Annotated in this window: 21 protein-coding genes; 16 read left to right on the forward strand and 5 right to left on the reverse strand. The window is 63.6% G+C overall.

The features are described from left to right. The first annotated feature begins 4 nt into the window (after positions 1–4). The 8 genes from A39O_RS0106900 (at position 5) to A39O_RS0106935 (ending at position 8,915) form a co-directional block, all read left to right on the forward strand. Complete coding sequence (locus tag A39O_RS0106900; protein ID WP_020503959.1) at positions 5–2,080, forward strand: AAA family ATPase; 2,076 nt, start codon at positions 5–7, stop codon at positions 2,078–2,080. Beyond that, a complete protein-coding gene (locus A39O_RS0106905) occupies positions 2,077–3,015 on the forward strand; it encodes a hypothetical protein (protein ID WP_020503960.1) in 939 nt (312 codons plus the stop codon). The genes A39O_RS0106900 and A39O_RS0106905 overlap by 4 nt, the downstream gene beginning before the upstream one ends. Before the next feature lie 223 nt (positions 3,016–3,238). Further along, entirely contained in the window at positions 3,239–3,427 is a 189-nt protein-coding gene (locus A39O_RS0106910; RefSeq protein WP_020503961.1) for a hypothetical protein, read from the forward strand. After that, on the forward strand, positions 3,412–3,717 hold the full coding sequence (locus A39O_RS0106915; protein WP_020503962.1) for a type II toxin-antitoxin system RelE/ParE family toxin: 306 nt from the start codon (positions 3,412–3,414) through the stop codon (positions 3,715–3,717). Before A39O_RS0106910 ends, A39O_RS0106915 begins: the two co-directional genes overlap by 16 nt. Before the next feature lie 123 nt (positions 3,718–3,840). Further along, positions 3,841–4,074 (forward strand): antitoxin family protein, encoded by a 234-nt coding sequence (locus A39O_RS0106920; RefSeq protein WP_020503963.1) that lies wholly within the window; start codon positions 3,841–3,843, stop codon positions 4,072–4,074. Then, the gene (locus tag A39O_RS32370; RefSeq protein WP_157639760.1) at positions 4,064–4,384 is read left to right on the forward strand and encodes a hypothetical protein; all 321 of its coding nucleotides are present in this window, start codon (positions 4,064–4,066) and stop codon (positions 4,382–4,384) included. Before A39O_RS0106920 ends, A39O_RS32370 begins: the two co-directional genes overlap by 11 nt. A gap of 152 nt (positions 4,385–4,536) precedes the next feature. After that, entirely contained in the window at positions 4,537–5,490 is a 954-nt protein-coding gene (locus A39O_RS0106930; protein WP_020503965.1) for an ADP-ribosylglycohydrolase family protein, read from the forward strand. A gap of 290 nt (positions 5,491–5,780) precedes the next feature. Continuing rightward, a complete protein-coding gene (locus tag A39O_RS0106935) occupies positions 5,781–8,915 on the forward strand; it encodes a DEAD/DEAH box helicase (protein ID WP_020503966.1) in 3,135 nt (1,044 codons plus the stop codon). Positions 8,916–9,003: 88 nt separating this feature from the next. Here the strand turns inward: A39O_RS0106935 and A39O_RS0106940 are convergent, their stop codons facing one another. The 4 genes from A39O_RS0106940 to A39O_RS0106955 all read right to left on the reverse strand — a co-directional run bounded on the left by A39O_RS0106940 (position 9,004) and on the right by A39O_RS0106955 (position 12,725). Further along, positions 9,004–9,609: a response regulator transcription factor gene (locus tag A39O_RS0106940; protein WP_020503967.1), complete on the reverse strand. Its 606-nt coding sequence runs from the start codon at positions 9,607–9,609 to the stop codon at positions 9,004–9,006. Positions 9,610–9,947: 338 nt separating this feature from the next. Further along, on the reverse strand, positions 9,948–10,361 hold the full coding sequence (locus A39O_RS41660) for a PilZ domain-containing protein (RefSeq protein ID WP_407635629.1): 414 nt from the start codon (positions 10,359–10,361) through the stop codon (positions 9,948–9,950). 185 nt (positions 10,362–10,546) lie between these two features. Then, positions 10,547–11,449 (reverse strand): ATP-binding protein, encoded by a 903-nt coding sequence (locus A39O_RS0106950; protein WP_020503969.1) that lies wholly within the window; start codon positions 11,447–11,449, stop codon positions 10,547–10,549. Positions 11,450–11,474: 25 nt separating this feature from the next. Then, a complete protein-coding gene (locus A39O_RS0106955; RefSeq protein WP_020503970.1) occupies positions 11,475–12,725 on the reverse strand; it encodes a Coenzyme F420 hydrogenase/dehydrogenase, beta subunit C-terminal domain in 1,251 nt (416 codons plus the stop codon). Positions 12,726–12,892: 167 nt separating this feature from the next. Between A39O_RS0106955 and A39O_RS0106960 the strand changes: the two genes are divergently transcribed. Continuing rightward, entirely contained in the window at positions 12,893–13,933 is a 1,041-nt protein-coding gene (locus A39O_RS0106960) for an alpha/beta fold hydrolase (protein ID WP_020503971.1), read from the forward strand. A 33-nt stretch (positions 13,934–13,966) separates the two neighbouring features. Here the strand turns inward: A39O_RS0106960 and A39O_RS40500 are convergent, their stop codons facing one another. Further along, positions 13,967–14,137, reverse strand: a complete 171-nt coding sequence (locus A39O_RS40500) for a hypothetical protein (protein WP_020503972.1) — start codon at positions 14,135–14,137, stop codon at positions 13,967–13,969. A 215-nt stretch (positions 14,138–14,352) separates the two neighbouring features. On the opposite strand from A39O_RS40500, the gene bchI reads away from it, so the two are divergent. The 7 genes from bchI (at position 14,353) to A39O_RS0107005 (ending at position 24,246) form a co-directional block, all read left to right on the forward strand. After that, positions 14,353–15,381 (forward strand): magnesium chelatase ATPase subunit I, encoded by a 1,029-nt coding sequence (gene bchI / locus A39O_RS0106970; protein ID WP_020503973.1) that lies wholly within the window; start codon positions 14,353–14,355, stop codon positions 15,379–15,381. Beyond that, positions 15,381–17,288 carry a magnesium chelatase subunit D gene (locus A39O_RS0106975; protein ID WP_020503974.1) on the forward strand — a complete coding sequence of 636 codons (1,908 nt, stop codon included), beginning with the start codon at positions 15,381–15,383 and terminating at the stop codon, positions 17,286–17,288. Before bchI ends, A39O_RS0106975 begins: the two co-directional genes overlap by 1 nt. A 112-nt stretch (positions 17,289–17,400) precedes the next feature. Next, a complete protein-coding gene (gene bchO / locus A39O_RS0106980) occupies positions 17,401–18,279 on the forward strand; it encodes an alpha/beta fold hydrolase BchO (RefSeq protein ID WP_020503975.1) in 879 nt (292 codons plus the stop codon). 1,078 nt (positions 18,280–19,357) lie between these two features. Continuing rightward, complete coding sequence (locus A39O_RS0106990; RefSeq protein ID WP_020503977.1) at positions 19,358–20,422, forward strand: hydrogenase small subunit; 1,065 nt, start codon at positions 19,358–19,360, stop codon at positions 20,420–20,422. A gap of 40 nt (positions 20,423–20,462) precedes the next feature. Continuing rightward, positions 20,463–21,113 (forward strand): respiratory nitrate reductase subunit gamma, encoded by a 651-nt coding sequence (locus A39O_RS0106995; protein ID WP_020503978.1) that lies wholly within the window; start codon positions 20,463–20,465, stop codon positions 21,111–21,113. Further along, the gene (locus A39O_RS32375; RefSeq protein WP_020503979.1) at positions 21,110–22,519 is read left to right on the forward strand and encodes a (Fe-S)-binding protein; all 1,410 of its coding nucleotides are present in this window, start codon (positions 21,110–21,112) and stop codon (positions 22,517–22,519) included. Before A39O_RS0106995 ends, A39O_RS32375 begins: the two co-directional genes overlap by 4 nt. Further along, complete coding sequence (locus A39O_RS0107005) at positions 22,516–24,246, forward strand: nickel-dependent hydrogenase large subunit (RefSeq protein WP_020503980.1); 1,731 nt, start codon at positions 22,516–22,518, stop codon at positions 24,244–24,246. Before A39O_RS32375 ends, A39O_RS0107005 begins: the two co-directional genes overlap by 4 nt. Positions 24,247–24,292 lie beyond the last annotated feature (46 nt).

Genomic DNA, 24,292 nt, shown 5'->3' on the forward strand with positions numbered 1-24,292 from the left:
CCCGATGATCATCAAGGCACTCACCCTCGAAAACTTCAAAGGCATCCGCGAGCCGGTGCGGATCGAGTTTGCGCCGCTGACGCTGCTGTTCGGACCCAATAACGCGGGCAAGAGCACCGTCGTTCAGGCGATCATGTATGCCCGGGAGGTGTTGGAACGGAATAACTGCGACGCTCGCCGTAGCGAGCTGGGCGGCGATAGCGTCGATCTGGGAGGGTTCGCGAATCTGGTCCACGGCCACGATGCAAGGCGCAGCATTCGCATGCGATTCGATCTGGCCATTGATCTTCCGGCTCTTGCCGTCAGGCAAGAGGCACTCGACGAAGATGAGGAGTTCGCGGACTCGGACGATGAGCCCGAAGACGAGGGCATAAGCGAGATTTTCAATGTCGATGCCCTCTCGGAATCGCACGACGTTTCCGCCGATCTTTGGGTCGAGTTGGAGATCGGTTGGTTGGGTGCGCGCTCGCGTCGCTCGTCCGGCGGTCCAGCCGTACTGCGCTATTGCGTAGGACGTGGACCTGCAAAATACGCCGAGATTACCGTTGACGACGCTGAGGAGTGTGCCCGACTGTCGTTTCTGGACAGCAAGCTATTTCCGGTGGTGGCAGCGCACTATACTCAGGGCGAGAAAAGCGATTTCGACTGGGATCTTGAGCGCGCTGCCCGAAGCCGGGTGCGCCGCTATATCTCGTCTAAAGGAAGCTCTCGACACGGCCTACGACAGGGAGCGACTGTCGCTGCACCGGACGAAAGGGTTCACCTCGGCGCCAATAAGATGACGCGAGTCGATTTCGATAAACTGGTGTCGGAAATCGTTCGCGGCGATGGGCTTTGGGGAGACGATACGGTCGATCCTGAGACTCACAAGCAGAATCTAAATTACATGCTCAGACAAGAGTTGCTGGATCATGCCCATGCCGCTGGCCGGGTGCGTTTGGATTGCCCCGAATTTTGGGAGCTGAAAGACAGAAACATCATATTTATAGACGGTTGGTATGCCTATGATGAACCGATAGGAGCGCTAGAAACAGTTAGTATCGTCTCCGAGGACTTGCAGATCCTCTGCAGGAACATATCCCTAGACGACCTGCTCGAAGGCCTGATAGACAGCGAAGAATATGACGGGTACGGGGTCCTGCGCATTCCAGAGAAACTGTTGTTTATCGGCACAGCACTTCCTGGATGGAGCGAACCGCTCGGGTCGTTAGACGTGTTGCGCGATCGTACCCTTGAAGCGTTGCGTCCCTTCGTCGTTCGGCCTGGCGAGATCTTGCTTCAAGCTCTGAAGAACGATGCCATCTATCTAGGGCCTTACAGACGACTGCCGTCCAGGAACTTTCGGCTGAGCGACGTGCCTTCCGCCCCCGACTGGGGAAGCGGACTTGCCGCCTGGTATGCGTTGGCAGGCGTCGCCGATCCCTCGCTTGTGCAGCGGGTAAACGACTGGCTGTCCGGGTCCAGTACCGGCTTTCGCACCGACTATTCCGTGGCAGTCCATCGAAATAAGATTCTCCCGATGGAAAGCTCGCTTTGGCAAGACCTCATGTTGGGCGATCTCGGCGCCATCGTGGACTCGATTCGCGGGCGACTTAAACAATTGCCGGAGGATGCGAACAAGCTTGAGCTTTGCGATGTCCGGACGGGCGTTTCGTTGGCACCCCAGGACCTTGGGGTGGGTATGTCGCAGCTCATTCCGGTGGTGGTCGCGGCATTGCGACACGCCGCGGGAATCGTCGCCATCGAAGAGCCCGAGTCGAACCTCCACCCGGCTTTCCAGGTCGTGCTGGCTGACCTGTTCATCAGCCAGGCCAAGGAGAACCCGAACGTCCTGTTCCTCGTCGAGACCCACAGCGAACACCTGATGCTGCGCTGCCTGCGCCGGATCAGGGAAACCAGTGACGGCGAAGTACCCGAGGGCGAGCCGCACCTGAAGCCCGAGGACATCGCTGTTCATTTCGTCGAACCGGACGACGACGGACCGCATATCCATCGCATTCGCATCGACGAGGACGGCGAGTTTCTTGATGCCTGGCCGCAGGGATTTTTCCGGGAGCGGGGAAAGGAGTTATTTGGATGATCAAGGAATTCGCCGTCGATCCGGGTTTGCTAACGAACTGGGAGCGCTTTCGATATCTAACAGAGAAATTTGGAGTCGCCAATGGCAGGCTGATTTCGCGGTATCCGAAGAGGTGGGCGAAGATGGTTTATGATGGGCTTGAGGGAGTGAGCGACATGGATCGTTTGCGCATAGTTGAAAAGCTTGCTGAAATCGAGCAAAAGTTGCTGGTTCGCGTCTGCAAGTGGGAAGACTCTGATGATTGGTTGACGAATTCTGAGCGGGAGAATGCAGCGCGCGCATTTCAAGCGATTATTGGCTGTAAAAACCCGCGAGGACATGATCACGTATTAGTTTATGACAACCTCGACGAAGGCAACTCTTTATGGAATGCAAAGACAGAGCTAAGAGTTGAGCGTACCGCAGAGGCGCTTTCATCCGCCGTGGCGCCTCTCCTCAGGATATCCAGGCATGTGGTCTTCATCGATCCTTACTTTGAGCCCGATAAGGATAAATTTGACAATCTCGTCAGGACCGTTGGTGCTTTTCTCAAAGCGTGCCTCGTCGGACGATTCGAGAGTTGTCGCTTAGATAAAGTTTGGTTTTACACGCGGTCCCAGAATATCCCGGATTTCGAGCGCAAGTCTCGGGAGCGCTTATCTCAAGTAATCCCCGATGGTATGGTTCTCAAAGTAACACGATGTGAAGAGAGAATCGGAGGCCAAGGCTTTCATAATCGATACATCCTGACGGACCGTGGCCGCCCAGACAGTCCGGATCGTGGTGGAGTCAAATTCCCCTGGGGCTTGGACGAGGGTAAACCGGGACAAAAGGACGTAATCAATCTACTTCAACCAAGTGTTGTGGAGGAGCTTTGGTCAGATTACTGCGGCAAGGACCCGGCGTTTGAAATGGCAGCGCCATTCGATATTGTTGGAACAAGGAAGATCAAGTGAGCCAGGCGGCAGCGCAATTCCGGGCCACCCTTTACGAGCGCGACGGATCATGTGACGTTATGCTTGTTTGCTGATTTGCTCTGGCTCCCACGCTCCAGCGTGGGAGCAAGTCCCGACGCTCTAGCGTCGCGTGGCTAATCGGGCCGCTGGAGCGGCCGAGACTGCATTCCCACGCTGAGCGTGGGAACGAGGTGAGGCGAATTATTTAACAGGAAACCAAGCAATGCAAACCGCGAAACAACAAGCCGAATCAGTGCTGCGGCACCTGCCCGACAACTGCACCCTGGAAGATATCCAATACCACCTCTATGTGCTGGAGAAGATCGGCAAGGGTCGAAAAGACATCGAGGACGGTCGCTCATTCACGGCTGACGAGGCGAAGGCGCGTCTAGCAACATGGCTGGCGAACTGATCTGGGCGCTGAAGGCGCTCGACGATATCGATGCGATTGCCCGCTATATCGCCCGCGATTCGGCGGTCTACGCGCGGCGCGTCGTCTCGGAGATTCTCGAACTTGGTGAGTTATTCCTGACGCAGCCGCTGATGGGACGAGTCGTTCCGGAACTGGCAGATCCCGCAATCCGCGAGCATTTCATTTATAGCTCTCGGGTAATTTATCAGGTATCCGGTGACGACGTGCAGGTGCTTTCCGTCATCCATGACAGAAGGCTGCTGGATTCCGCTATCGCCGATCGGTTGTAATAACACGGCAGATCCAAAGATAGATCTTCTATGGATGACACCAATACATGTTCTTCGCGCTCCAGAGTCGCGTGATGACGGCGGCTGCAATCCTGGATTGATGCCAGCAGAACGAGGTAAACAATGACTGAGACGATTGAAGCATTGTACGACGGGGAGGTCTTTCGTCCGACCCAGCAGATCGCCCTAGCCCCCAATACCCGCGTGCGCGTGATCATCGAGAACCTGCCGCCCGCCGAGCGCACGGACCCGTCTTTCCTTCACACGGCGCGTGCGATTGAGCTGGAAGCTCCTTCCGACTGGTCGGAGAACGTCGACGTGTATCTATATGGCGGGGAGCGACCCCATGTCGACTGAAATGTTTATGGGCACAGCCTATGCGATCACTGCGGACAAAGAAGTTATAAACATGCAAACGATAGACTTGCGAGCAGAAATTGACGAACATAATGAGATCCGGTTCAAGGTACCGGCTGGGTATGCGCACCAGTGGGCCAGGATTCATGTCAGCATCCCTGACCAAGGCAGTAGGGACGCAGATCAAGTGCCTGTTAACTCGCCGACGACTGAAGTGATCCGGCGACAGCCGTTAAAGATGGGCCTGTTTCGTGGCCGGATTCACATGGCCGACGACTTTAACGATCCTCTGCCTGACAGGAACAGATGAAATGGAAATCGTCACAGCGGATCCTCTCTTCGACGCCTATTCTGTTTCGGTGATCTGGTAGTCGGCAATCGAAATCAATCACGGGCTTTGGTATCCTGTGTGATGAATACGAGTTCGTACCCACTGTGACTTCGCCATTTCAGGAACCGCTCATGGACACCCCGCCGCCCAACCCGGACTTTGCCGACCGCGCCCGCGCCGCCCTGCTCGCCCACGCCTGCGGCGACCGCTTCGGTGCGCCGCTGGAATTCGTATCGGATCTCAGCGTGCGAACGCGCACGGTCCACTTGGGCAACTGGACCGACGACACGCACATGTCGCTGTATCTCGGCGAGACGCTGCTGGCCTATGGCCCCATCACGGACCAATCACCCTTTGAGGCTGATCGGTTCGGGACTCTGGTGGGTGAGGCGTTCGTGCGTTGGCTGCATGACCCGCTGACGCCGACCACCGCACCGGGCAACACCTGCCTGACCGGTGCGCGCCATTTCGAGCGTGACCGCGACTGGAAAACCAGCGGTATCCGGTCGTCCGACGGTTGCGGGGCGGTGATGCGCATTGTCCCCATTGGACTCGCCTGGCGTGGGGAGGCGCTGCTGGAGGCGGCCCGGGTCTCGGCGCTGGTCACCCATGCGCATCCCAATGCGCCGGAAGCGGCGATGGCCGGGGCCTGGCTGGTTGGGCAGATTCTGGAGACCGGGGTCTGGGGCGCGGCCTGTGTGGAAGACGCGATCCGGCATCTGGATGGACCCTGGAACCAGGGCGGGAACCTGGCCGGGAGTCTGCGCGCTGCGCTGGTCTGGGCGCAGCGGGGCGAGGAGTGGCTGGACGAGCCGGCGATTCCGCCGGGTGACGGCGGCTGGCGCTCGGGCAGCGCGCTGGGGCTCGCGGTGGCCGCGGCACTGCGCTGGCCCGACGACCTGGGCTTGGCGGTCGAGAAAGCGGCGCGCATTCGGGGCGATTCGGACTCGGTGGCCTGTCTGACCGGCGCCCTGCTGGGGGCGGCCTTGGGGACAGCGGCGATCCCGCCGGCGTGGCTCGCGACGCTGCCGCGGCGTGCCGGGATCGCCGGTCTGGCGGATCGGTTAGTGGCCATCAGGGCGTAGCAGCGGTCAGGGCGATCACATCAAACCGAGCGCTGAATGCTGGCCTCGATCAAGATTCCGGCCACTTGAGCGCGCCGAGTGCGTAGTCAGGCCATCCTGGCCTGACACCGTCAGGGCTGGAAGCCCTGACTACGCACGCCGCTGGCCGGGATTACCATCAAGGCCGGAAATTTCGGAACTGATCGCCGCCGGAACGATGATCAAGGTATGAGTGCTGCGTGCTGCGTGCGCTGTTAAGGTTTACCCTAATCAGCGGCTAACTCCGCCGTCGACTATGGACCCCGTTCGCCATGCCCAGCACACCGGCCCCGACACCCGACCAGGACCCGTTTCTTTTCGATAGCGAGCAGCTCCATGCGCTGGCCCCGTCCGGGCTGATTCGCAGCGCGCTGCGGCATTGCCAGGACAAGCGTGTCACCGCGCTGGATTCGGACGGCGAGCGGCTGTGGGCGCGGGTCGAGGACGCGGAGACCGAAGCGCAGTTGGATCTCACCCTGGGCTATGACATCGATGGGAATCTCCGCTGCGAGTGTCAATGCGAAGCGGATCCGGACGGGCTCTGCGTGCATGGCCTGGCGGCCCTGTTCGCCCATAGTCAGGCGAGCGGCAGCGCCGGGGCGCTGACCGGGGCCGTGGCGGGCGCGATCGAGGAGCGCGCGCTGCGTGGGCGGACCGAGGTGCAGGTGGAGCCGGTCTCGGGCGGCGACTGGCTCGGGACCTGGCGGGCGCAGTCCATCAATCCCACCGGGTATCTGCCCACAAGCTATCGAGTGCACATCCGCTCGCTGACCCGCCGTGCCAACTGGTGTACCTGCCCGGACTTCGCCACCAATCAGCTCGGCACCTGCAAGCATGTGGAGGCGGTGCTCCATCGGCTGCGTAAACGCAAGGGCTACAAGAAGGCCAGAGACCGGGGCCCGGACACCGCCTTCGTCTACCTGGATTGGGAGTGTGAGAACGCGCCGGCCGTGCGGTTGCAGCGCGCGGGTGAGACGAGTGTCGAGCTGGCGCCGCTGCTGAACGAACACTTCGACGCGGCCGGGATCTTCCGGGGGCGGCTGCCGGACGGGCTGTTGCGGCTTGCCGATACCCTGGCCGGACGACCCGACATCGAAATGGGCGAGGATACGCTGGGCTTCGCCCGCCGGTTGGCGGAGGACGCCGCCCGCCAGGTCCGGGCGCAGGAGATCGGCGAGCGCATTCGCGCCGGCGGCGGGCGCCTGCCGGGTGTGCGGGCCACCCTCTATCCGTATCAGGTCGACGGGGTCGCCTTTCTGGCCGGCCGCGGGCGTGCGCTGCTCGCTGACGACATGGGTCTGGGCAAGACGCTTCAGGCCATTGCCGCCGCCCATTGGCTGCACCAGCACGATCAGGTGGAGCGGGTGCTGGTGATCTGTCCGGCCTCGCTCAAACGCCAATGGGCGCGCGAGATCGCCAAGTTCACCGGTGCCGAGGCGGAGGTGGTGCAGGGGCCGGTGGCGGGGCGCGCCGTCCAATACCGCAAAGGGACCGGCTTTTATGTCATCAATTATGAACTGGTGTTACGCGACCTGAGCCTGATCAATGAGACGCTGGGTCCCGATCTGGTGATCCTCGACGAGGCGCAGCGCATCAAGAACTGGCGCACCCGGATCGCCTCGGCGGTGAAGCAGATTCCCTCGCGCTACGCCTTCGTACTCACGGGCACGCCCCTGGAGAACCGCCTGGAGGATCTCTACAGCCTGATGCAGGTGGTGGACCCGCGCGTACTCGGACCGCTGTGGCGCTATCTGGTCGATTTCCACATCACCGATGAGCGCGGCAAGGTGCTGGGCTACCGCAATCTCTCCGAACTGCGCCGCCGCCTGACCCCGGTGATGCTGCGCCGCGACCGCAGTCTGGTGCGTGATCAGCTTCCGGAACGGATCGAACAGCGGCTCGACTGCGCGCTGACCCCCAAGCAACAGGAAATCCACGACGAGGCCGTCAATGCCGCGGGCATCCTGGCGCAGATCATGAAGCGCCGGCCGCTCACTCCGTCCGAACAGAACCGCATGATGGCCGCGCTGCAACGGGCGCGCATGGCCTGCGATGCCGCGGGTCTGGTGGACAAGGAGACCGAGGGCTCGCCCAAACTCGACGAGCTGGAGACCATCCTTGATGAGCTGTGCCGACTGTCCGGGCTCAAGGCCGTGGTCTTCTCCCAGTGGGAGCGCATGACCGAGCTGGTGGAGCAGCGGGTGCGGCGCATGGGGCTGGGCTCGGTGCGGCTGCACGGCGGTGTCCCCAGCGCCAATCGCGGGGCGCTGATTGACCGCTTTCATGATGACGACGCGGTGCAGGTCTTCATCTCCACCGATGCCGGCGGTGTCGGTCTCAACCTGCAATGCGCTTCCGTGCTGGTGAATCTGGATATTCCCTGGAACCCGGCGGTGCTCGATCAACGTATCGCCCGGATTCACCGGCTCGGTCAGCGCCAGCGGGTTCAGGTAATCCTGCTGGTGGCCCCGGACTCCTATGAGGAGCGGGTCCTGGGTCTGGTGCAGGGTAAGCGCGTGCTGTTCGACAACGTGGTAGACCCGGAAGCGACCGAGGACGTGGTCGATGTCTCCAAGCGGCTGGCCGAGGTCCTGGCCGGGGACCTGGTGGGTCCGGATGAGCGGGGAGCGACCGAGCATGGGGTCTCCGCCGAGCCTGAGCTTGCCGCGGATCTGCCCGCGGTCGAGCCGCCGGCCGCCCTCGCCGCGCCGGAGGACGAACCGAGCGTCGCGACGCCAAGCGACACGGCAGCATTACCCGAGCCGCCGCGCGGGCCACTCCCCACCGAGGCGGTGCGCCACTGCATTATCGCGCTGCAAGACCGCTTCGGTACGCGGATCGAGCGCATCCTGGCCAGCCGCGGCGGGCTGCTGGTGGTGATGGACAGTACCGACGCGGAGGCCGATCGGTTCGCCGAGGGGCTGTCGGATCAAATCCCGATCGCGCTGATCGACCGCCGCACCCTGGCCGGGCTTCAGCGGCTCGGGGCGGCCTCGCCGGCGGCGGAGGGCGAGATCTTGTTCGAGGCGGGGGCCGCACCGGTTCCCGTCGCGGGTCATCCACTGGCCCGTCAGGCCCAGACCAAGCTCGAGGGTGCTCGGGTGCTGCTGGCGCAGACCCAGGCCGGAGCCGCGCTCGGAGGGCCGGCGCTGGACCTGCTGCTCGGTGCCTTGCTCTGCGCCGCGGCGCTCCTGGCCGGTCGGACCCAGCCGCCCAATCCCCGCGAAGCCGGCATCTGGCTCTATGGGGAGGCGCTGCCGACCGGCGCCATTGAGCCCGCCGATGCCGCCCTGGTGATGCGTGCCATTGCCCTGGCCCAGGCAGCGGATGCCGTGCCCTTGGCTTTGCTGGAGGATTTGGCCGCGGATACCGAGCCATTCATACAACGGGTGCGGGGACGTGCGTAGGGGCGTAGGGGCGTAGGGGCGTAGGGGCGTAGGGTCCCGGATGGGACGGGGGAGTGCGCAGCCCGCGCGCCAGAGCGGCGATCAGCACTCAGGAACAGAGGGTCGCCAAGTGGCACAATTGCGCGACACTGTCGGCTTGCATGACCGTCATGACTCGGGCACGATGATTTTCGACCGTGCGCGGACTGATGCCGAGCATCTGCGCGACCTCCTTGTTGGAAAGACCGTTGGTCACCAGGTCCATGACTTCGCGTTCACGCGCGGTCAGCGTCTGGTAGCAGCTATGGACCTCTGCCCGAACAGCACGTTGGTGGCGTCGCCGTTCGTCCTCCCGGAACGCGTCGCGGACGCGCTCGATCAGAATCTCGCGGGATACGGGTTTTTCTACGAAATCAACGGCGCCGGCCTTGATTGCCCTGACCGTTGTGGGGATGTCTCCGTGGCCGGTGATGAAGATGATCGGAATCTCGCAGCCGTGCGCGTTCAGCACTTGCTGCAGGTCCAGTCCACTCATACCCTGCATCCGGACATCCAGGACGAGACATCCCGGATAGTCAGCGGGGACTGTCGCCAGGAAGGCTTCGGCCGATGGGAAAGATTCGACGTGCAGACCCTCTTTGCGCAGTGCCCAGACGATGGCCTCGCGCACCCCTTCGTCGTCGTCTACGATGAAGACCGTTGGCTGTTCGCTCATACGGACCTCCCCCTCCGATCTTTCCATCTGGAACCTGATGGTCTGGCCGTAAAGCGCATGATCGCGCTCGGCGCGGGACGGGTGACCCTGATCCCATCGCCGACCCGGCCACCTGGACCACATCTCGGAGAATTATAGCCGAATCGCGTCCGATTAAGCGCCGGATTGATCGACGTTTTGACTCGGCTTTTTAACGCAGTGCATCGGTCACGTCATAACCGGAATGATGCGGTTAGGCGATTGCCGGATTTGACGGAAATCGCCCGATCGCGCGGTCGTTGCGAACAGTGGCAGGCATCGGGTGTCGGCGCTCAAGCAGCGCCGCCATCGTCCACGCATCAGACCTGAGGAGACACGTAGGGTACCTCCGCGATCAGACGCTGCACGAACCCGGATGCGCGATCGTCCAACGCACGAAAGATCAGTCCCAGTCCTTGGTTGGTCCGGTGGATCACCAGTGCCGGGAGCACAACTGGACCAGCCGCCATCGCGGCTGAATCAGAGACAATGAGGTCCAGGCAGCAATCAAGTTCGAGTCTGACGCCAGTCTCGACATAAATGCCTTCGCGACTCAGGTTACAGGCAGTCCCGTAGCTGTGTAAACCGCGCGAGACGTGTAGCAAAACGGGAAACTGCACGGGTACGCGCCGGGATTGGCGGTGATCGATACTCGCGGTCGCGCTGGAGCGGCGCTCAATCGTGCCCAACGACCACGCTGCCGGTCGCGGCACTGACGGTCGAAGTGCCGGCACCGTGCCCGGATCAGAACGCAGAAAATGGTTAATGGCTAGTATCAACAGGTCCCCCTCGTCGGCTTTTTCGTGCCATCCGTCGCAATGTATAACAACTGATAAGTCTAGCTGCCAGACACGTCCTGATCATCCGGGAAACTACTCAGCGCAGAGGGGAGGGTCGCTGCGCAAGCCTGCGGTCAGGCTCAAGGGTCGGCACCGGTGTCCGGACACCCCGGCAACCAGAAATGCAGCGCCGCGCCATCACTGACTTGGGCGTCTACCCAGAGCTTGCCGCCTTGCCCCTCGATCAGCGAGCGGCTGATGGTGAGCCCGAGGCCACAGCCATCCGCCTTGTTGCTTGCGAAGCTGTCGAAGATACGCTCGGCGTCTGCGGGGCTGATGCCGGGGCCGCTGTCGTGAACCGTGACCCGCACGCCCATGGGTTCAGGGACGAGACCCACCCGCACCTGACGTTGCGGACTGTCGGCCTGATCGATCGCCTCGATGCTGTTGAAAAGCAGGTTGAGCACGACCTGAGCGACCTGGGCCCGGACGGCCATCACCAAGACCGGTTGCATGGGCAGATCCAGATGGATCGCGACCTGCTTGTTGATGGCGAGCGGATGCATCAGGGCAACGGTGTCGGCAAGCGTCCGGCACAGGTCAATGGCGTGCTGTTCAGCGCTATCGGTACGCGTGAACTCCCGTACCCGCGCGAGGATCTCCGCGGCGCGTTTGGCCTGAGACTCGATCCGGCCGAGTACATCGGCCAACTCGCCCGCCCGGATCTCACCGGATCCGGCCAGGTGCGCGGCGGCATTGCTGTAAATGCTGATCGCGGCCAGCGGTTGGCTGATCTCATGGGCCAGCGTGGTGGCCAAGGCACCGGCCGTGTGCCGCCGCGCCATCAGGGCGAACCGCGTCCGGCGCGCGGCGAGGTCCCCCCGGTCCGTCGGCCCGTGGTCTTGGACCTCAGCGGCCGGCTGCTGCCCCCGCAGGACACCGACCAACTGATGTAACTCGGCATGCAGTTGTTCCGGCTCGGCGTAGCCAAGCAGCCGTTCAAGCCGCAAGAGGATGTCCTCTGGGGAGAGCGGATGGGGCACGGGATGCGGGCGGCACTGGTCGAGATCAGACCTGATCCGCAATCGCCCTCTCCCCCGGCGCCCGGCCGAAAACGGCAGCGTACTCCTGCGTATAAGGCGCGATGGATTGGTACACGTGATACGGGACGATCCGAGCTTCCAATTGAGGAAATTTCTCGCGTACATGGGTGTAATTACGCAGGAGTTTCATCTCGATGATGGCACGGGCGAACTCCAGGCCCCGCGGACCGCGGTGCCGTTGCAGAAAGGCGATGAGTTGCCGGATCAGCTTGGGCGGCTTGGCCGGCCGCTTGGCGAGCATCTGGATGTAACGGGGCATGCCGCGGGTCCGGTCGCCGGCCGCGGATACCGGCCGGACCTCCAAATCCGGCCGCAACAGGTCCAGCAATTCCACCCCGCGGGCAGTCCGCGCCAGCACCCATTGCCAACCGAGCGGTGCACCCATGTAACCGATGGTGATGTCGGAGAGCGCATTCGGATAGTCGAAACAGGACAGACAGGCCGAGGGAAAAATGCCCTGGAGCTGGTCCATCGGGAAGTCGATATAGTTGACCCGCTCGATGTGCCCATCCTCATGACGCAGCCACAGGCTGAAGTCCTGCATGAACTCGTAGTGCACCACCGTGGCGGGCGAGCGGGAAATGGTGGCCAGGAAGAACTGCTGGTCCTCGTGGGTCACATTGTCGCTGCACGGGATGCCGATCAGGTCGAGATGTTCAAGCCCGAGTTGTGCTTGCGCCTGACGCAGCATCTGGACCTGGCAACTGGTACCGACGACAGCCAGACGGCGGATACCGGCCTCGCGCACCTGATCCAGCAGGCCCAGATTGGGCGAGAAGCTTGGTTTGTTGCCGACGCAGGCCCGCACCTCCATCGTCGTGCGGGCGAGGACCGGCACCGGTTGGAAGCGCGTGCCGGGGTTAGTGCCCGTGAGGATCACGGCCTCCACCTCGCCGCGCTCCAACAATCGGGAGGCCAGGGTGGTGATCATGCCGCTCCACTGGGCATCGGCCACCGGCCGGCGCATCCGCGCGATGGTTTGCTCCCGGTAGATGCCGAAGCGCATCTCATCACCCGGGTTGCGGAGCCGGCCATGCAGACGCTGTTCGATCTCGTCAGCCCGATTGCGCACGAACAGACAGGTTTCCGCCATCTGCGGACGCAGGAAGCTGTCGCACAGTCCGCAGTCGCTGCACAGACGCGGCCGGCCCTGCAGGCGCCGGTCGTGGCTCATCAGGCTGACGTCGTGCAGACCTTTTGAAGGGCCTTGATCCATTCCGGGGTCCTCTTGGGGTATCTTGGAGAGGTTATAGGGATGCACGATGCCGCATCGGCAACACGCGTCCGCGGGGAATCATGGTTCCCCAATCGCCTTATCGTCAACGACCGGCCGCCGACGCTCCAGGCGCGGCCGTCCGGCCTTCAAGCGGGAACTGAATTTTGATGTGGAAGCGTGTCTTGCTGGGTATCTTGCTGGTCTTGGGCGTCTTGTTGGTCCTCCTGCTGGGGGCCGCGGCCCTGGGTCCTTTCCTGATTTCAACAGCATCCGTCCAGCCGCAGGGCAGCGCCCACGCCGCGGCGACGCCTGACAGCCACTTCATCCGCATTCCTTTTGCGGGAACCTCCGGGATCGAAGTCCACCACCTGGAACGCTCCGGTGCGGCCGAGTCAGCCCGGCACGCCTTCCTGCTGCTCCACGGCTTCACCTTCAACAGCTTCACCTGGGACGCCGTGCTCGATCCCCTGGCCGCGTATGGGCGCACCGTTGCCTACGATCAGATCCCCTACGGACTCAGTGCCAAACTGACCGCGGGCGACTGGACGGCGGCCGACCCCTATGCCAAAGAGTCGGCGATCACTCAGGTCTTCGCGGTGATGGATCAACTCGGGCTCGAACGTGCCATTCTGGTCGGGAATTCCTCGGGCGGCACCCTGGCCCTGGAAGCCGCGCTGGCGCGGCCGGAGCGCGTCGAGGCATTGATTCTGGTCGCGCCCTGGGTCTATGCCCAGCGTCCGACCATCCCGGCCGCGGTGGCGGACCTGCCCCAATTGCAGCGCTTGAGCCTCTTCATCGCACGCCAGTTGGGGGACCCGACGCTACTCGAATATTCCTATCACGACCCGGCCCGCATCACTGCGGCGCGGCGCGAACAAGCCGAGATCCATACCCGCATGGCCCACTGGGATCTGGCCTGGGGCGCACTGCTGCACCGCTCACTCTCGACCCCGGTGGACATCAGCGCCCGCCTGGAACAGGTTCGACAACCGGTCCTGGTGATCACCGGGGACCAGGACAAACTGGTGAAGGAGGCGGATACCCGCCGGGTCGCGACGACGCTCCCCAACGCGACCCTGGCGGTATTGCCTGACTGTGGTCATGTGCCTCAAGAGGAATGTCCAGCCGCCTTCATGGGTGCGGTGAGCGCATGGCTGAACGGGTTGGACCAGGCTCCAGCCCCGACTGACGCTGCCGTGATGCGCTGACCCGGACACCGTCATGGTCGCGCGGGGGCCTGCCTAGACCACCGGCCCCCAGAAAGACAGCAAGGCATGGGCCAGGCCGGCGAGGACGCCGAACCCGAGGACTGAACAGATCGCGCAAGCGACGAGAAAAGGCCGGATCGCAATCGCCGTGGAGGTGTTAGCCGCGTCGGTGCCGATCGAATCCGCCCGCTGGGTCTGAGTCATGGTGTGCTCCGGTCGCTGGTGTTGGGAAAGCAACGGGGCGGGCGATCGTGACACCTCGCCCCAACTGTCGTGCTGGACTTACAGTATAGTTGTCAGGACAAACTGACACACGCCCTTTTTTTTAGCACTTTCATGTGTCCCATCCACGGGCGCTTGAGGTTACCATGGGCGGCTATTTCAACCAGCGCACCTGACACATAAGATCGAGACCTCCTATGCCCGTCCCATTCCCGTTTTCCGCCATCGTCGGCCAGGAAGAGATGAAGCTTGCGCTCCTGATCGGGGCGGTTGACTCCCGCATTGGCGGAGTCCTGGTGTTCGGCGACCGCGGTACCGGCAAGTCCACGGCCATCCGCGCGCTGGCCGCCCTGCTGCCGAAAATGCGGGTGGTGGCCGATTGCCGCTATGGCTGCGATCCCGAGGCCGAGGTCGGTGTGCTCTGCGCGGAGTGCCGCGTGCGTCATAACGGCACCCCGTTCAAGACCAAGCAAGTCCCGGTGCCGGTGGTGGATCTGCCGCTGGGTGCCACCGAGGACCGGGTGATCGGCGCGCTCGATCTGGAGATGGCGCTGACACGGGGCGAGAAGGCCTTCGAGCCCGGATTGCTGGCCCGCGCCCATCGCGGCTTTCTCTATATCGACGAGGTGAACCTGCTGGAGGACCATCTGGTGGACGCGCTGCTGGATGTCGCCGCCTCCGGTGAGAATCTGGTAGAGCGCGAGGGTCTCTCGGTCCGTCACCCGGCGCGCTTCGTACTGATCGGCTCCGGTAATCCGGAAGAAGGCGAGCTGCGGCCGCAACTCCTGGACCGCTTCGGCCTCTCGGTCGAGGTACGGACCCCGCAGGACCTGGCGACGCGGGTGCAGGTGGTGCGTCTGCGTGATGAGTTCGAACGCAACCCGGAAGCCTTCACCGAGAAGTGGAAGCGTAAGGACGCCAAGGTGCGCAAACGCATCACCGACGCGCAGGCCCTGCTGCCGGCGATCGAGGTCCCGGACCATACACTGGAGCAGGCCTCGCGCCTGTGCATGGCGCTCGGCACCGACGGTCTGCGCGGCGAATTGACGCTGATCCGTGCCGCGCGTGCCCTGGCGGCGCTGGACGGCGACACCTCCGTAGGCGTTCCCCATCTGCGCAAGCTCGCGGCCCCCGCCCTGCGCCATCGGCTGCGCCGCGATCCCCTGGATGAGTCCGGCTCGACCGCCCGCGTCGATCGGGTGGTTCAGGAGCTGTTCCCGGCATGATGACGCCGGCGTCCGATCGCTCCCCGCAGCCCCCCCGGCCGGGTCCGGTCAGCGGCGGCCCGCCGCCGCCGGCTCGTCCGGACCCCTGGGAAGACGCGGCCCTGATCGCCGCGCTCTTCGCTGTCGATCCGGCCGGTTTGGGCGGTGTCTGCCTGCGCGCCCTCCCCGGTCCGGTGCGCGATCAATGGCTCGCCGACACCCGCGAACTGCTGCCGCCGGAGACGCCGCGCCGCAAGATCCCGCTGCACGTCTCGGATGGCCGCTTGCTGGGGGGCCTGGATCTCACCGCGACCCTGCGCGCCGGCCGACCGGTCGCGGAGCACGGACTGTTCGCCGAGGCCCATGGCGGCGTGCTGGAACTGGCGATGGCCGAGCGGGTGCGCGGCTCACCGGTCTCCTATCTCTGCTCCGCCCTGGACACCGGCGAGGTGGTTTTGGAGCGCGACGGGATTGCCTTGCGCTCCCCGGCGCGAGTCGGCGTGATCGCCCTGGATGAGGGCAGCAACGAGGACGAGCAGGTGGCCGATGCCTTGCTCGATCGACTCGCCTTTCTGATCGACCTCAGCCCGATCGCCGTGCGGGAGATGGGCGACGTGCCTTATTCAGTCGCGGACGTCACCGCGGCGCGGGGACGTTTGGCCGAGGTCAGCATCAGCGCCGACCAGGTGAACGCCATCTGTGAAACGGCCCTGGCGCTGGGCATCCCCTCGTTGCGCACCTCGCTGCACACGATGCGGGCGGCGCGCGTCGCCGCCGCCCTGGATGGGAACCTGGTGGTCACCGATGCGCAGGTGAGCCTCGCCGCCCGGTTGGTGATGGCGCCGCGTGCGACCATGCTGCCGTATACGCAACCGCCCGAATCCGAGCCCGAGCCGCCGCCGCCGGAGCCGCCCCCGCCCGACCAGGAGGGCGAGTCCGAGGCCAATCAGGAACAGCGCCAAGACCCCCTGGCGGATCAGGTCCTGGATGCCACCAAGGCGGCCATCCCCACCGATCTGCTCGACCGGCTGCGGCTGGGCCAACTGCGGCGCGCTAAGGTGCGCAGCACCGGCAAATCCGGGCAGGTCCAGCAGGCCAATATGCGCGGCCGACCGGCCGGGGTGCGCCGCGGCGACCTGCGTCCAGGGGATCGGCTGAACCTGATCGAAACGCTGCGCGCCGCCGCCCCCTGGCAGCGGGTGCGCCGGGCGGAACGGGAGCGCGGTCAGACGCAGACCCAGATGACGGCGACCGGGACACCGGGCGGCGCGACCAGAGCCAGGCCACGGACACTGCCGGTGCCCAACCTGGCCCCGCGCGTCGAGGTGCGTAAGGACGACTTCCGCATCCAGCGCTACAAACATCGTTCCGAAACCACGGCGATCTTCATCGTGGACGCCTCGGGCTCCTCGGCCTTGCATCGCCTGGGTGAGGCCAAGGGCGCGGTGGAACTGCTGCTCGCGGACTGCTATGTGCGCCGCGACCGGGTGGCGCTGGTCGCCTTCCGCGGCAAGACGGCGGAGCTGCTGCTCCCGCCGACGCGTTCGCTGGTGCGGACCAAGCGCTGCCTGGCGGATCTGCCCGGCGGCGGCGGAACCCCGCTGGCGTCCGGGATCGAGGCCGGGCTGGCCCTGGCCGATGCGGTCAAGCGCCGCGGCGGAACGCCGCTGCTGGTGCTGCTCACCGACGGGCGCGGCAACGTCGCCCGCAATGGTCAGGGCGGGCGCGCCCAAGCCGGCGAGGAGGCCCTGACCTGCGCGCGTCTGGTGCGGGCCGCGGGCGTGGCCGCCATGGTGGTCGACACCTCCCCGCACCCACATCCCCAGGCCAAGGCTCTGGCGGAGGCCATGGACGCCACCTATATGCCGCTGCCCCATGCGGATGCCGGGCGCCTGAACGCGGCGGTCAAAGCGAAGGCCGGGTTGTGAGGACCGCCGGCAGATCCAGCGGGTTCGCCGCGGCCGGCAGTCGGCACGAGCACCTGCCGCATTCATGTCCGTTGGCCGTACACTGACATCCGCTTCAGGTTCCTGACTGATCATGCACCGACGACTCGACTGGGACCATGAGGGACGCGACTGGCCGAATCGGGACGCCAGCCGCTTCGTCAGCGCCGGCGGGCTGCGCTGGCACGTGCAGCAACTGGGCCAGGGACCGGTGTTGGTCCTGGTCCACGGCACCGGCGCGGCCACTCACTCCTGGCGCACCCTCGCCCCGCTGCTCGCGCAGGACTTCCAGGTGGTGGCCGCGGATCTGCCGGGTCACGGGTTCACCCAAACGCCGGGCGACGGGGGGTTGTCGCTTCCCGGCATGGCAACCAGCCTCGCGGCCCTGCTCGATACCCTTGGCGTGACGCCCGATCTGGTGCTGGGTCACTCCGCCGGGGCCGCCGTACTCGTCCGACTCTGTCTCGACCAACGCATCGCCCCCGACGCTCTGATCAGTCTCAATGGCGCGCTGCTGCCCCTGCGCGGTCTGGCGGGACAGTGGTTCGCCCCCGCCGCGCGGTTCTTCGCCACCCATCCACTGGCGTCCCGGTACTTCGCCTGGCGCGCCCGGGCACCGGGCGCGGTCAAGCGACTGGTGGCCAGTACCGGTTCCCGTCTGGACGCCCAGGGGATGGAGTTCTACCGGCGGCTGGTGATCAACCCCGGACATGTGGCCGCCGCCATCGGGATGATGGCCAATTGGGATTTGCAGCCGCTGGCGCGGGACCTGCCACGCCTCGCGACGCCCTTGGTGATGCTGGTGGCCGAAGGCGACAGCACGGTCAGTCCGGCCGAAGCCCGCCGCGTCCGCACGCTGCTCCCGACGGTCGAAGTCCAGAGCATTCCCCGACTCGGGCACCTGGCTCATGAGGAAGCGCCGCAGACCGTGGCCTCGTTGATCCGCTCCATCGCTCAGCACTATCGCAAGTAACGGACGTCGGCAGCCGCACCGGTTGACCCTGATGACACTTGATCGGCGAATGAGTGCTGATAAGTCTCATTATCAATCATCAGATTTCGCCATACGACAGGGTGATAGGTAATTATTCGGCAACTGATGCGATTTTTGTTGCAACGCACAAAAAGGCTGTTGACAGCTATATAGCCAACTACTAATATTATGATGCTACTACCGCTCCGAAACCGCTGCTGCGCTGGGGCGGGCGCCTTGGCCGTTGCGGATCGCCGCAGCTACACCCGTTTATCAACTAAAGGCATGCTGTAATGAAGTACTTGGCCAACCTGAAGGAACTGACTCTCTCGGAAATGCTGTCCATCGCCATCGTGTTTACCGTACCGCTGCTGATCGGCTACAGCATCCTGACCTGAGGGCCGCCCCCGTGGGCAACCCGACCGTCGCCTGACGGTCGGTCCGCACTCTCCCCTTTCCTTCCCTACCGGCCCCGACCCGCTCCTTACCGTCTCCCTAGACCCTGCACCCCCGCCGCTTGCGGATCCTGTCCTTTGCCGGCACATCAGCCCGCAGTTCCAGTCAACGCTTACCTGCCGCTTCCGTTCCTTCGTGAATGGTACCGTCCTTTGGTTGTCGCTCTGACACCGCTTGCGCATAGCGTCATCAAGTAATTAAGCGTTTTCCTATTTAATAAAGTGACTATTCGCTTTATTACTTACGTTTAGCTGTTTCCGATCCCTTTTCATTTGCCTCGACTGTATTGGTGAACGCTATTTCGCGCGCTCACTGCGCTTCTGTTGATCCAGGTCAATACGACAATTGATCAGTGGATCTAGGATCCAGACGCAAGAAAAAGAAAAGCATCAGCTTTTGAGGTGAAGATCACTGATCATAAAGGGCTTTCTCATTACTCTACGATAAATAGATCCGCGTAATTGATAATTATCAAGCGACCTGAACAGGTCGATTGCGAATTATCAATCAATGAGCCGGAGCCGCTCATTGATTCGCTGATGGAGCGTATCGGAACCTGCCGCAGGCAGGTCGACGTTCAGGCTCACAATAAACATAACCGAATTATTTCGGAGGACATTCGATGACCAGACAGTCGACCCTGGGCGCTTTACTGCGCAGCCAGGGGGTAAGCCGTCGCGCCTTTCTCAAGTTCTGCACCACCACCGCCTCGGTGATGGCCTTGCCGGCATCGCTGATACCGGTCATGGCCGATGCCTTGGAGCAGGCTCAGCGCCAATCGGTGATCTGGTTGTCCTTTCAAGAGTGCACTGGTTGCACCGAGGCCCTGACCCGTTCGCATGCCCCGACCCTGGAAGGGCTGATCTTCGACTTCATCTCGCTGGACTATCACCACACCCTTCAGGCCGCGTCCGGGCGCGCCGCCGAAGCGGCGCGGGAAGAGGCCATGCGGGAGCACGCGGGCAAGTATCTGCTGTTGGTGGACGGATCCATCCCCACGGTGAAGGCCTATTCGACCATTGCCGGCATCAGCAACCTGGACATGCTCAAGGACTCGGCAGTCAACGCGGCGGCGATTATCGCCGTCGGCACCTGCGCGGCCTACGGCGGTCTGCCCATGGCGGCCCCTAACCCCACCAGCGCCGTGCCGGTTTCCGACCTGATCACGGATAAGCCGATCATTAACATCCCAGGCTGCCCGCCGCTGCCGCTGGCGATCACCGGGGTCATCGCCCACTACCTGACGCTGGGCACCTTGCCCGCACTCGACGCCCTGGACCGGCCGCTCGCCTTCTTCGGCGAAAACATCCACGACCGCTGTTACCGCCGCCCCTTCTACGACCGCGGACTCTTCGCCGAGACCTTCGACGATGCCGGCGCACGCAAGGGCTGGTGTCTCTACAAGCTGGGTTGCAAGGGGCCGGTGGCCTACAACGCCTGCGCCCATGTGAAATGGAATCAGGGGGTGAGCTTCCCGATTCAATCCGGCCACGGCTGCATCGGTTGCTCCGAGCCCGGTTTTTGGGACAGCGCCGGGATCTATGAATCCATCGCCGACGGCCAGTTCGGAACCGGACCGAAGCTCGCCTCGGCCGCCGTGGTGGGTGCCGTGGCCGGTGCCGGTGCCGCCCTGCTCGCCCGCGGCAAGAAGGAAAAGAAGGCGGCTGCCCACGCGGCCAACGAATAACGAAACGGTCCAATCAAAGGATCAAACGGAGGACATCCCTATGACACTGTTAGAGTTTGCACGTGGCCCAGCGATTCATTGGGCGCTGATCATCCTGGTCGCCGGCACCATCTGGCGCCTGCTTGGCGTCTTGGCACTGACGCGCGGGGGGGACCTGTCCCGGCCGCGGGACGCGTTCGGCAACTACAAGGGCTATCGCACCGTGTTCAGTCGCGCCTGGCCCAGCAGCGAGTTCAACGTCGCCACCCGCTACCAGACAATCGTGGCCTACCTCTTCCATTTTGCCACGCTGATCGTCGTCGTCGGCATCACGGCACACATCGAGTTCATCCAGAGCCTCACCGGGGCCTCCTGGCCGGCGCTCCCCAACGCGGTCGGGGTGGCGATCGGCATCGTCGCCCTGGTCTCACTGCTCGCCCTGATCCTGCGGCGCCTCACCAATCCATCCATCTATTGTTCCAATCTGGGTGACTACATCACCTGGATCCTGGTTGCCGCCCCGCTGATCACCGGACTCATGGCCTTTGCGCATCTGGGTCCGCGCTACGAGACCATGCTGGCGATCCACATCCTGAGTGTTGCCCTGATGTTCATCTGGTTCCCCTTCAGCAAGCTGATGCATTCGATCTGGTTTGTGTTCTCCCGCGCCCAGAGCGGTCTCACCTACGCCCACAAGGGAGTCCAGATATGAGCACCTCAGCCGCCGTCGCACCGATTTTTCCGACCTTTGAACAGGTCTGCCAGGGTTTCGCGGGGCAGATCGGGATGCTGCGCCAGATGGCGCCCGAGCCGACGCTGACGGATGCCGTCCGGGTCGAGCGCGCCATCGATACCCTGATCGCGGAGACCAACGCGGGCGAAGCCGTGTGGCTGGAGAGCTGCATCCATTGCGGCCAGTGCACCACCGCCTGCCATTTCTTCCAGGCGACGGGCGAGACCAAATACGCCCCCATGCGCAAGATGGATCTGTATCGGCGCATCTACCAGCGCGAGGTCGGCCCGTTCCGCTGGTGGTACAAGTTGATCACCCGTCCGGTCAAGCTCAAGGAGCTGGAGGACTTGCAGGAGTTGGTCTACGACTCCTGTTCCGAGTGCGGACGCTGCACCATGGTCTGCCCGATGGGCATCGATACTGCCTCGCTGGTCCATCATCTGCGCAGTGCGCTGGTGGCCGCGGAACTGGTGCCCGCGGAACTGGCGGCGCTGACCGCGGAGCAGAAGCATCGGGGGACCATCTTCGGCGCCTCCGCCGACACCCTGATGAACATGATCAACACCATCCGCGACCATTACGGGGTCACTATCCCGCTGGACAAACCCAGCGCCGAGGTCATGGTGCTGAGTTCCGCGGTCGATCTGGTGGCCAACGGCAACGGCCTGCTGGCGACGGCCAGGATCATGAACCACCTGGGGGTGGACTGGACCATGTGCAGCGACGGCTTTGAAAGCGCCAATTTTGGTCTGCTCTCCGGCGACATGGCGCTCTGGCGGCAGCAGTCGGAATCCATCACGACCGCCGCCCAGCGGATCGGCGCCAAGACGCTGGTGATCGCCGAGTGCGGTCACGCCTACCCGGCCCTGCGCTGGAACCCGATGATCAAGGGCGGCAGTCTGCCCTTCGATATGGTCTACATGTCCGAGTTCCTGGGCCGCATGGCCAAGGCGGGTCGACTCAACCTCACGCCGATTGACGGGAAGATCACCTACCACGACCCCTGCAAGACCGGTCGGCGCGGCGGTGCCTTCGATCAACCGCGAGCGGTGCTCCAGGCCATGAACGCCGATTACGTCGAGTTGCCCTCGGGCCGGGAGTACAACTGGTGCTGCGGCGGCGGGGCGGGCATCTTCCTGCTGGAGCGGGCCACCCGCCTGCGGGACGAGTCATTCAAGATCAAGATCAAACAAGTCAATGCCACCGGGGCCGCGACCGTGGTCGTGAGCTGCGCGAGCTGTCGGCTGAATTTCGAGGCCGGCCGCGTCAAGAACCACTGGGACAAGGAGGTCGCGAGTCTGGTTGAACTGGTCGCTGATCATCTGATCGACACCCCGGCCCAGGCCCCGGCCGCCAAGTCATCCCAGCCCGGAGTAACGGCATGAGCGAACGTATCGTCGTCGACCCGATCACCCGCATCGAGGGCCATCTGCGCATCGAGGCACAGATGGAAGGCGGGGTGATCCAGCAGGCGTATTCCTCGGGCACCATGGTGCGCGGCATCGAAACCATCGTGCGCGGCCGCGATCCGCGCGATGCCTGGGCCTTCGTGCAGCGCATTTGCGGCGTCTGCACCCTGGTCCACGGCCTGGCCGGAGTGCGGGCGGCGGAGGACGCGCTCAATTACGAGATTCCGCCCAATGCGCAGCTCATCCGTAATCTGATGATCGGGGCTCAGTATGTCCACGACCATGTCATGCACTTCTACCACCTGCATGCACTGGACTGGGTGGACCTGGTCTCCTCGTTGAGCGCGGACCCCAAGGCGACCTCGGAACTCGCCCAGTCGATCAGCAGCTATCCCAGATCCTCTCCGGGCTATTTCGCGGATGTGCAGAAGCGGCTCAAGGGGTTTGTCGAGGCGGGTCAGCTCGGCATTTTTGCCAACGGCTACTGGGGCCATCCGGCCTACAAGCTGCCGCCCGAAGCGAATCTGATGGCTGTTGCCCATTATCTGGACGCCCTGGCCTGGCAGCGTGATGTGGTCACCCTCCACGCCATTTTCGGCGGTAAGAACCCGCATCCGAACATGGTCGTCGGCGGCATGCCCTGCGCCATCAGCCTGGAGTCCGGCGCCCAGGCCGGTACCGCCCTGGACGTGATCGGACTGGAAATCGTCCGTAACGTCATCACCAAGATGCGTGATTTCGTGGACCAGGTCTATGTGCCGGATACCCTGGCTATCGCCGGCTACTACAAGGACTGGTTCAAAATCGGTGAAGGCGTCGGCAATTTCATGTGCTACGGCGATTTCCCGGCCAAGGGGTTCGGCGATCCAGCCACCTATCTGGTGCCGGGCGGGGTGATCCTGAACCGCGACCTCTCGCACATCGAGCCCGTAGACTTGCATAACGAGGACGAGATCCAGGAGTTCGTCTCCCGCGCCTGGTACGACTATAAGGATGGCAAAGATGTCGGCCTGCATCCCTACAAGGGCGAGACAAGTTTCGCCTTCACGGGGCCGGAGCCGCCATACGATCTTCTCAACGTGGACCAGGAATACTCCTGGCTCAAATCGCCGCGCTGGCGCGGCAAGCCGGTTGAGGTCGGTCCGTTGGCGCGGGTGCTGATGCTCTATACCACCGGGCATGAACAGACCAAGGCGCTGGTGGATTCGACACTGCAGACGCTCGACCTGCCGATCGATGCCCTGTACTCCACCATGGGGCGCACTGCCGCCCGCACCCTGGAGACCAAGGTCATGGTCGACGCCATGGATGGCTGGTACGCGCAACTGCTAGCCAACATCCGGGGCGGCGATACCCGAACCTTCAACGATGCCCTCTGGGATCCCAAGACCTGGCCCCGGAAGGCGCAGGGTGTGGGACACATGGAAGCGCCGCGGGGTGCGCTCGCCCATTGGATGGTGATCGAGGACGGCAAGATCGCCAACTATCAGGCGGTGGTACCCAGCACCTGGAACGCCGGTCCCCGCGACGCGCAGAACCAGCGCGGACCTTACGAGGCGGCCTTGGAAGGCCAGACCCTGCACGATCCCGAGCAACCCATCGAGATCCTGCGTACCATCCACAGCTTCGACCCTTGCATCGCCTGCGCGGTGCATCTGACCGATCCGCAAGGAGAGGAGATCTTGCGCGTCAAGGTGCAGTAGTCCCTGCGGCTGCGGGCGAGTGGTCGGGCCGCAGCGCGGTCACTGC

Origin of the sequence: Lamprocystis purpurea DSM 4197, from assembly GCF_000379525.1 — a bacterium.
Lineage (GTDB): Bacteria > Pseudomonadota > Gammaproteobacteria > Chromatiales > Chromatiaceae > Thiodictyon > Thiodictyon purpureum.

What these genes read in the sequence shown, in the direction of transcription:
- A39O_RS0106905 (WP_020503960.1), top strand. Translation starts at nt 2,077, where the DNA reads ATGATCAAGGAATTCGCCGTCGATCCGGGTTTGCTAACGAACTGGGAG.
- A39O_RS32375 (WP_020503979.1), top strand. Translation starts at nt 21,110, where the DNA reads ATGAGCACCTCAGCCGCCGTCGCACCGATTTTTCCGACCTTTGAACAG.
- A39O_RS32370 (WP_157639760.1), top strand. Translation starts at nt 4,064, where the DNA reads ATGTCGACTGAAATGTTTATGGGCACAGCCTATGCGATCACTGCGGAC.
- A39O_RS0106960 (WP_020503971.1), top strand. Translation starts at nt 12,893, where the DNA reads ATGTGGAAGCGTGTCTTGCTGGGTATCTTGCTGGTCTTGGGCGTCTTG.
- A39O_RS0107005 (WP_020503980.1), top strand. Translation starts at nt 22,516, where the DNA reads ATGAGCGAACGTATCGTCGTCGACCCGATCACCCGCATCGAGGGCCAT.
- A39O_RS0106975 (WP_020503974.1), top strand. Translation starts at nt 15,381, where the DNA reads ATGACGCCGGCGTCCGATCGCTCCCCGCAGCCCCCCCGGCCGGGTCCG.
- A39O_RS0106955 (WP_020503970.1), bottom strand. Translation starts at nt 12,725, where the DNA reads ATGGATCAAGGCCCTTCAAAAGGTCTGCACGACGTCAGCCTGATGAGC.
- A39O_RS0106990 (WP_020503977.1), top strand. Translation starts at nt 19,358, where the DNA reads ATGACCAGACAGTCGACCCTGGGCGCTTTACTGCGCAGCCAGGGGGTA.
- A39O_RS0106915 (WP_020503962.1), top strand. Translation starts at nt 3,412, where the DNA reads ATGGCTGGCGAACTGATCTGGGCGCTGAAGGCGCTCGACGATATCGAT.
- A39O_RS0106920 (WP_020503963.1), top strand. Translation starts at nt 3,841, where the DNA reads ATGACTGAGACGATTGAAGCATTGTACGACGGGGAGGTCTTTCGTCCG.
- A39O_RS0106935 (WP_020503966.1), top strand. Translation starts at nt 5,781, where the DNA reads ATGCCCAGCACACCGGCCCCGACACCCGACCAGGACCCGTTTCTTTTC.
- A39O_RS40500 (WP_020503972.1), bottom strand. Translation starts at nt 14,137, where the DNA reads ATGACTCAGACCCAGCGGGCGGATTCGATCGGCACCGACGCGGCTAAC.
- A39O_RS0106995 (WP_020503978.1), top strand. Translation starts at nt 20,463, where the DNA reads ATGACACTGTTAGAGTTTGCACGTGGCCCAGCGATTCATTGGGCGCTG.
- bchO (WP_020503975.1), top strand. Translation starts at nt 17,401, where the DNA reads ATGCACCGACGACTCGACTGGGACCATGAGGGACGCGACTGGCCGAAT.
- A39O_RS0106930 (WP_020503965.1), top strand. Translation starts at nt 4,537, where the DNA reads ATGGACACCCCGCCGCCCAACCCGGACTTTGCCGACCGCGCCCGCGCC.
- A39O_RS0106940 (WP_020503967.1), bottom strand. Translation starts at nt 9,609, where the DNA reads ATGAGCGAACAGCCAACGGTCTTCATCGTAGACGACGACGAAGGGGTG.
- A39O_RS0106900 (WP_020503959.1), top strand. Translation starts at nt 5, where the DNA reads ATGATCATCAAGGCACTCACCCTCGAAAACTTCAAAGGCATCCGCGAG.
- bchI (WP_020503973.1), top strand. Translation starts at nt 14,353, where the DNA reads ATGCCCGTCCCATTCCCGTTTTCCGCCATCGTCGGCCAGGAAGAGATG.
- A39O_RS0106910 (WP_020503961.1), top strand. Translation starts at nt 3,239, where the DNA reads ATGCAAACCGCGAAACAACAAGCCGAATCAGTGCTGCGGCACCTGCCC.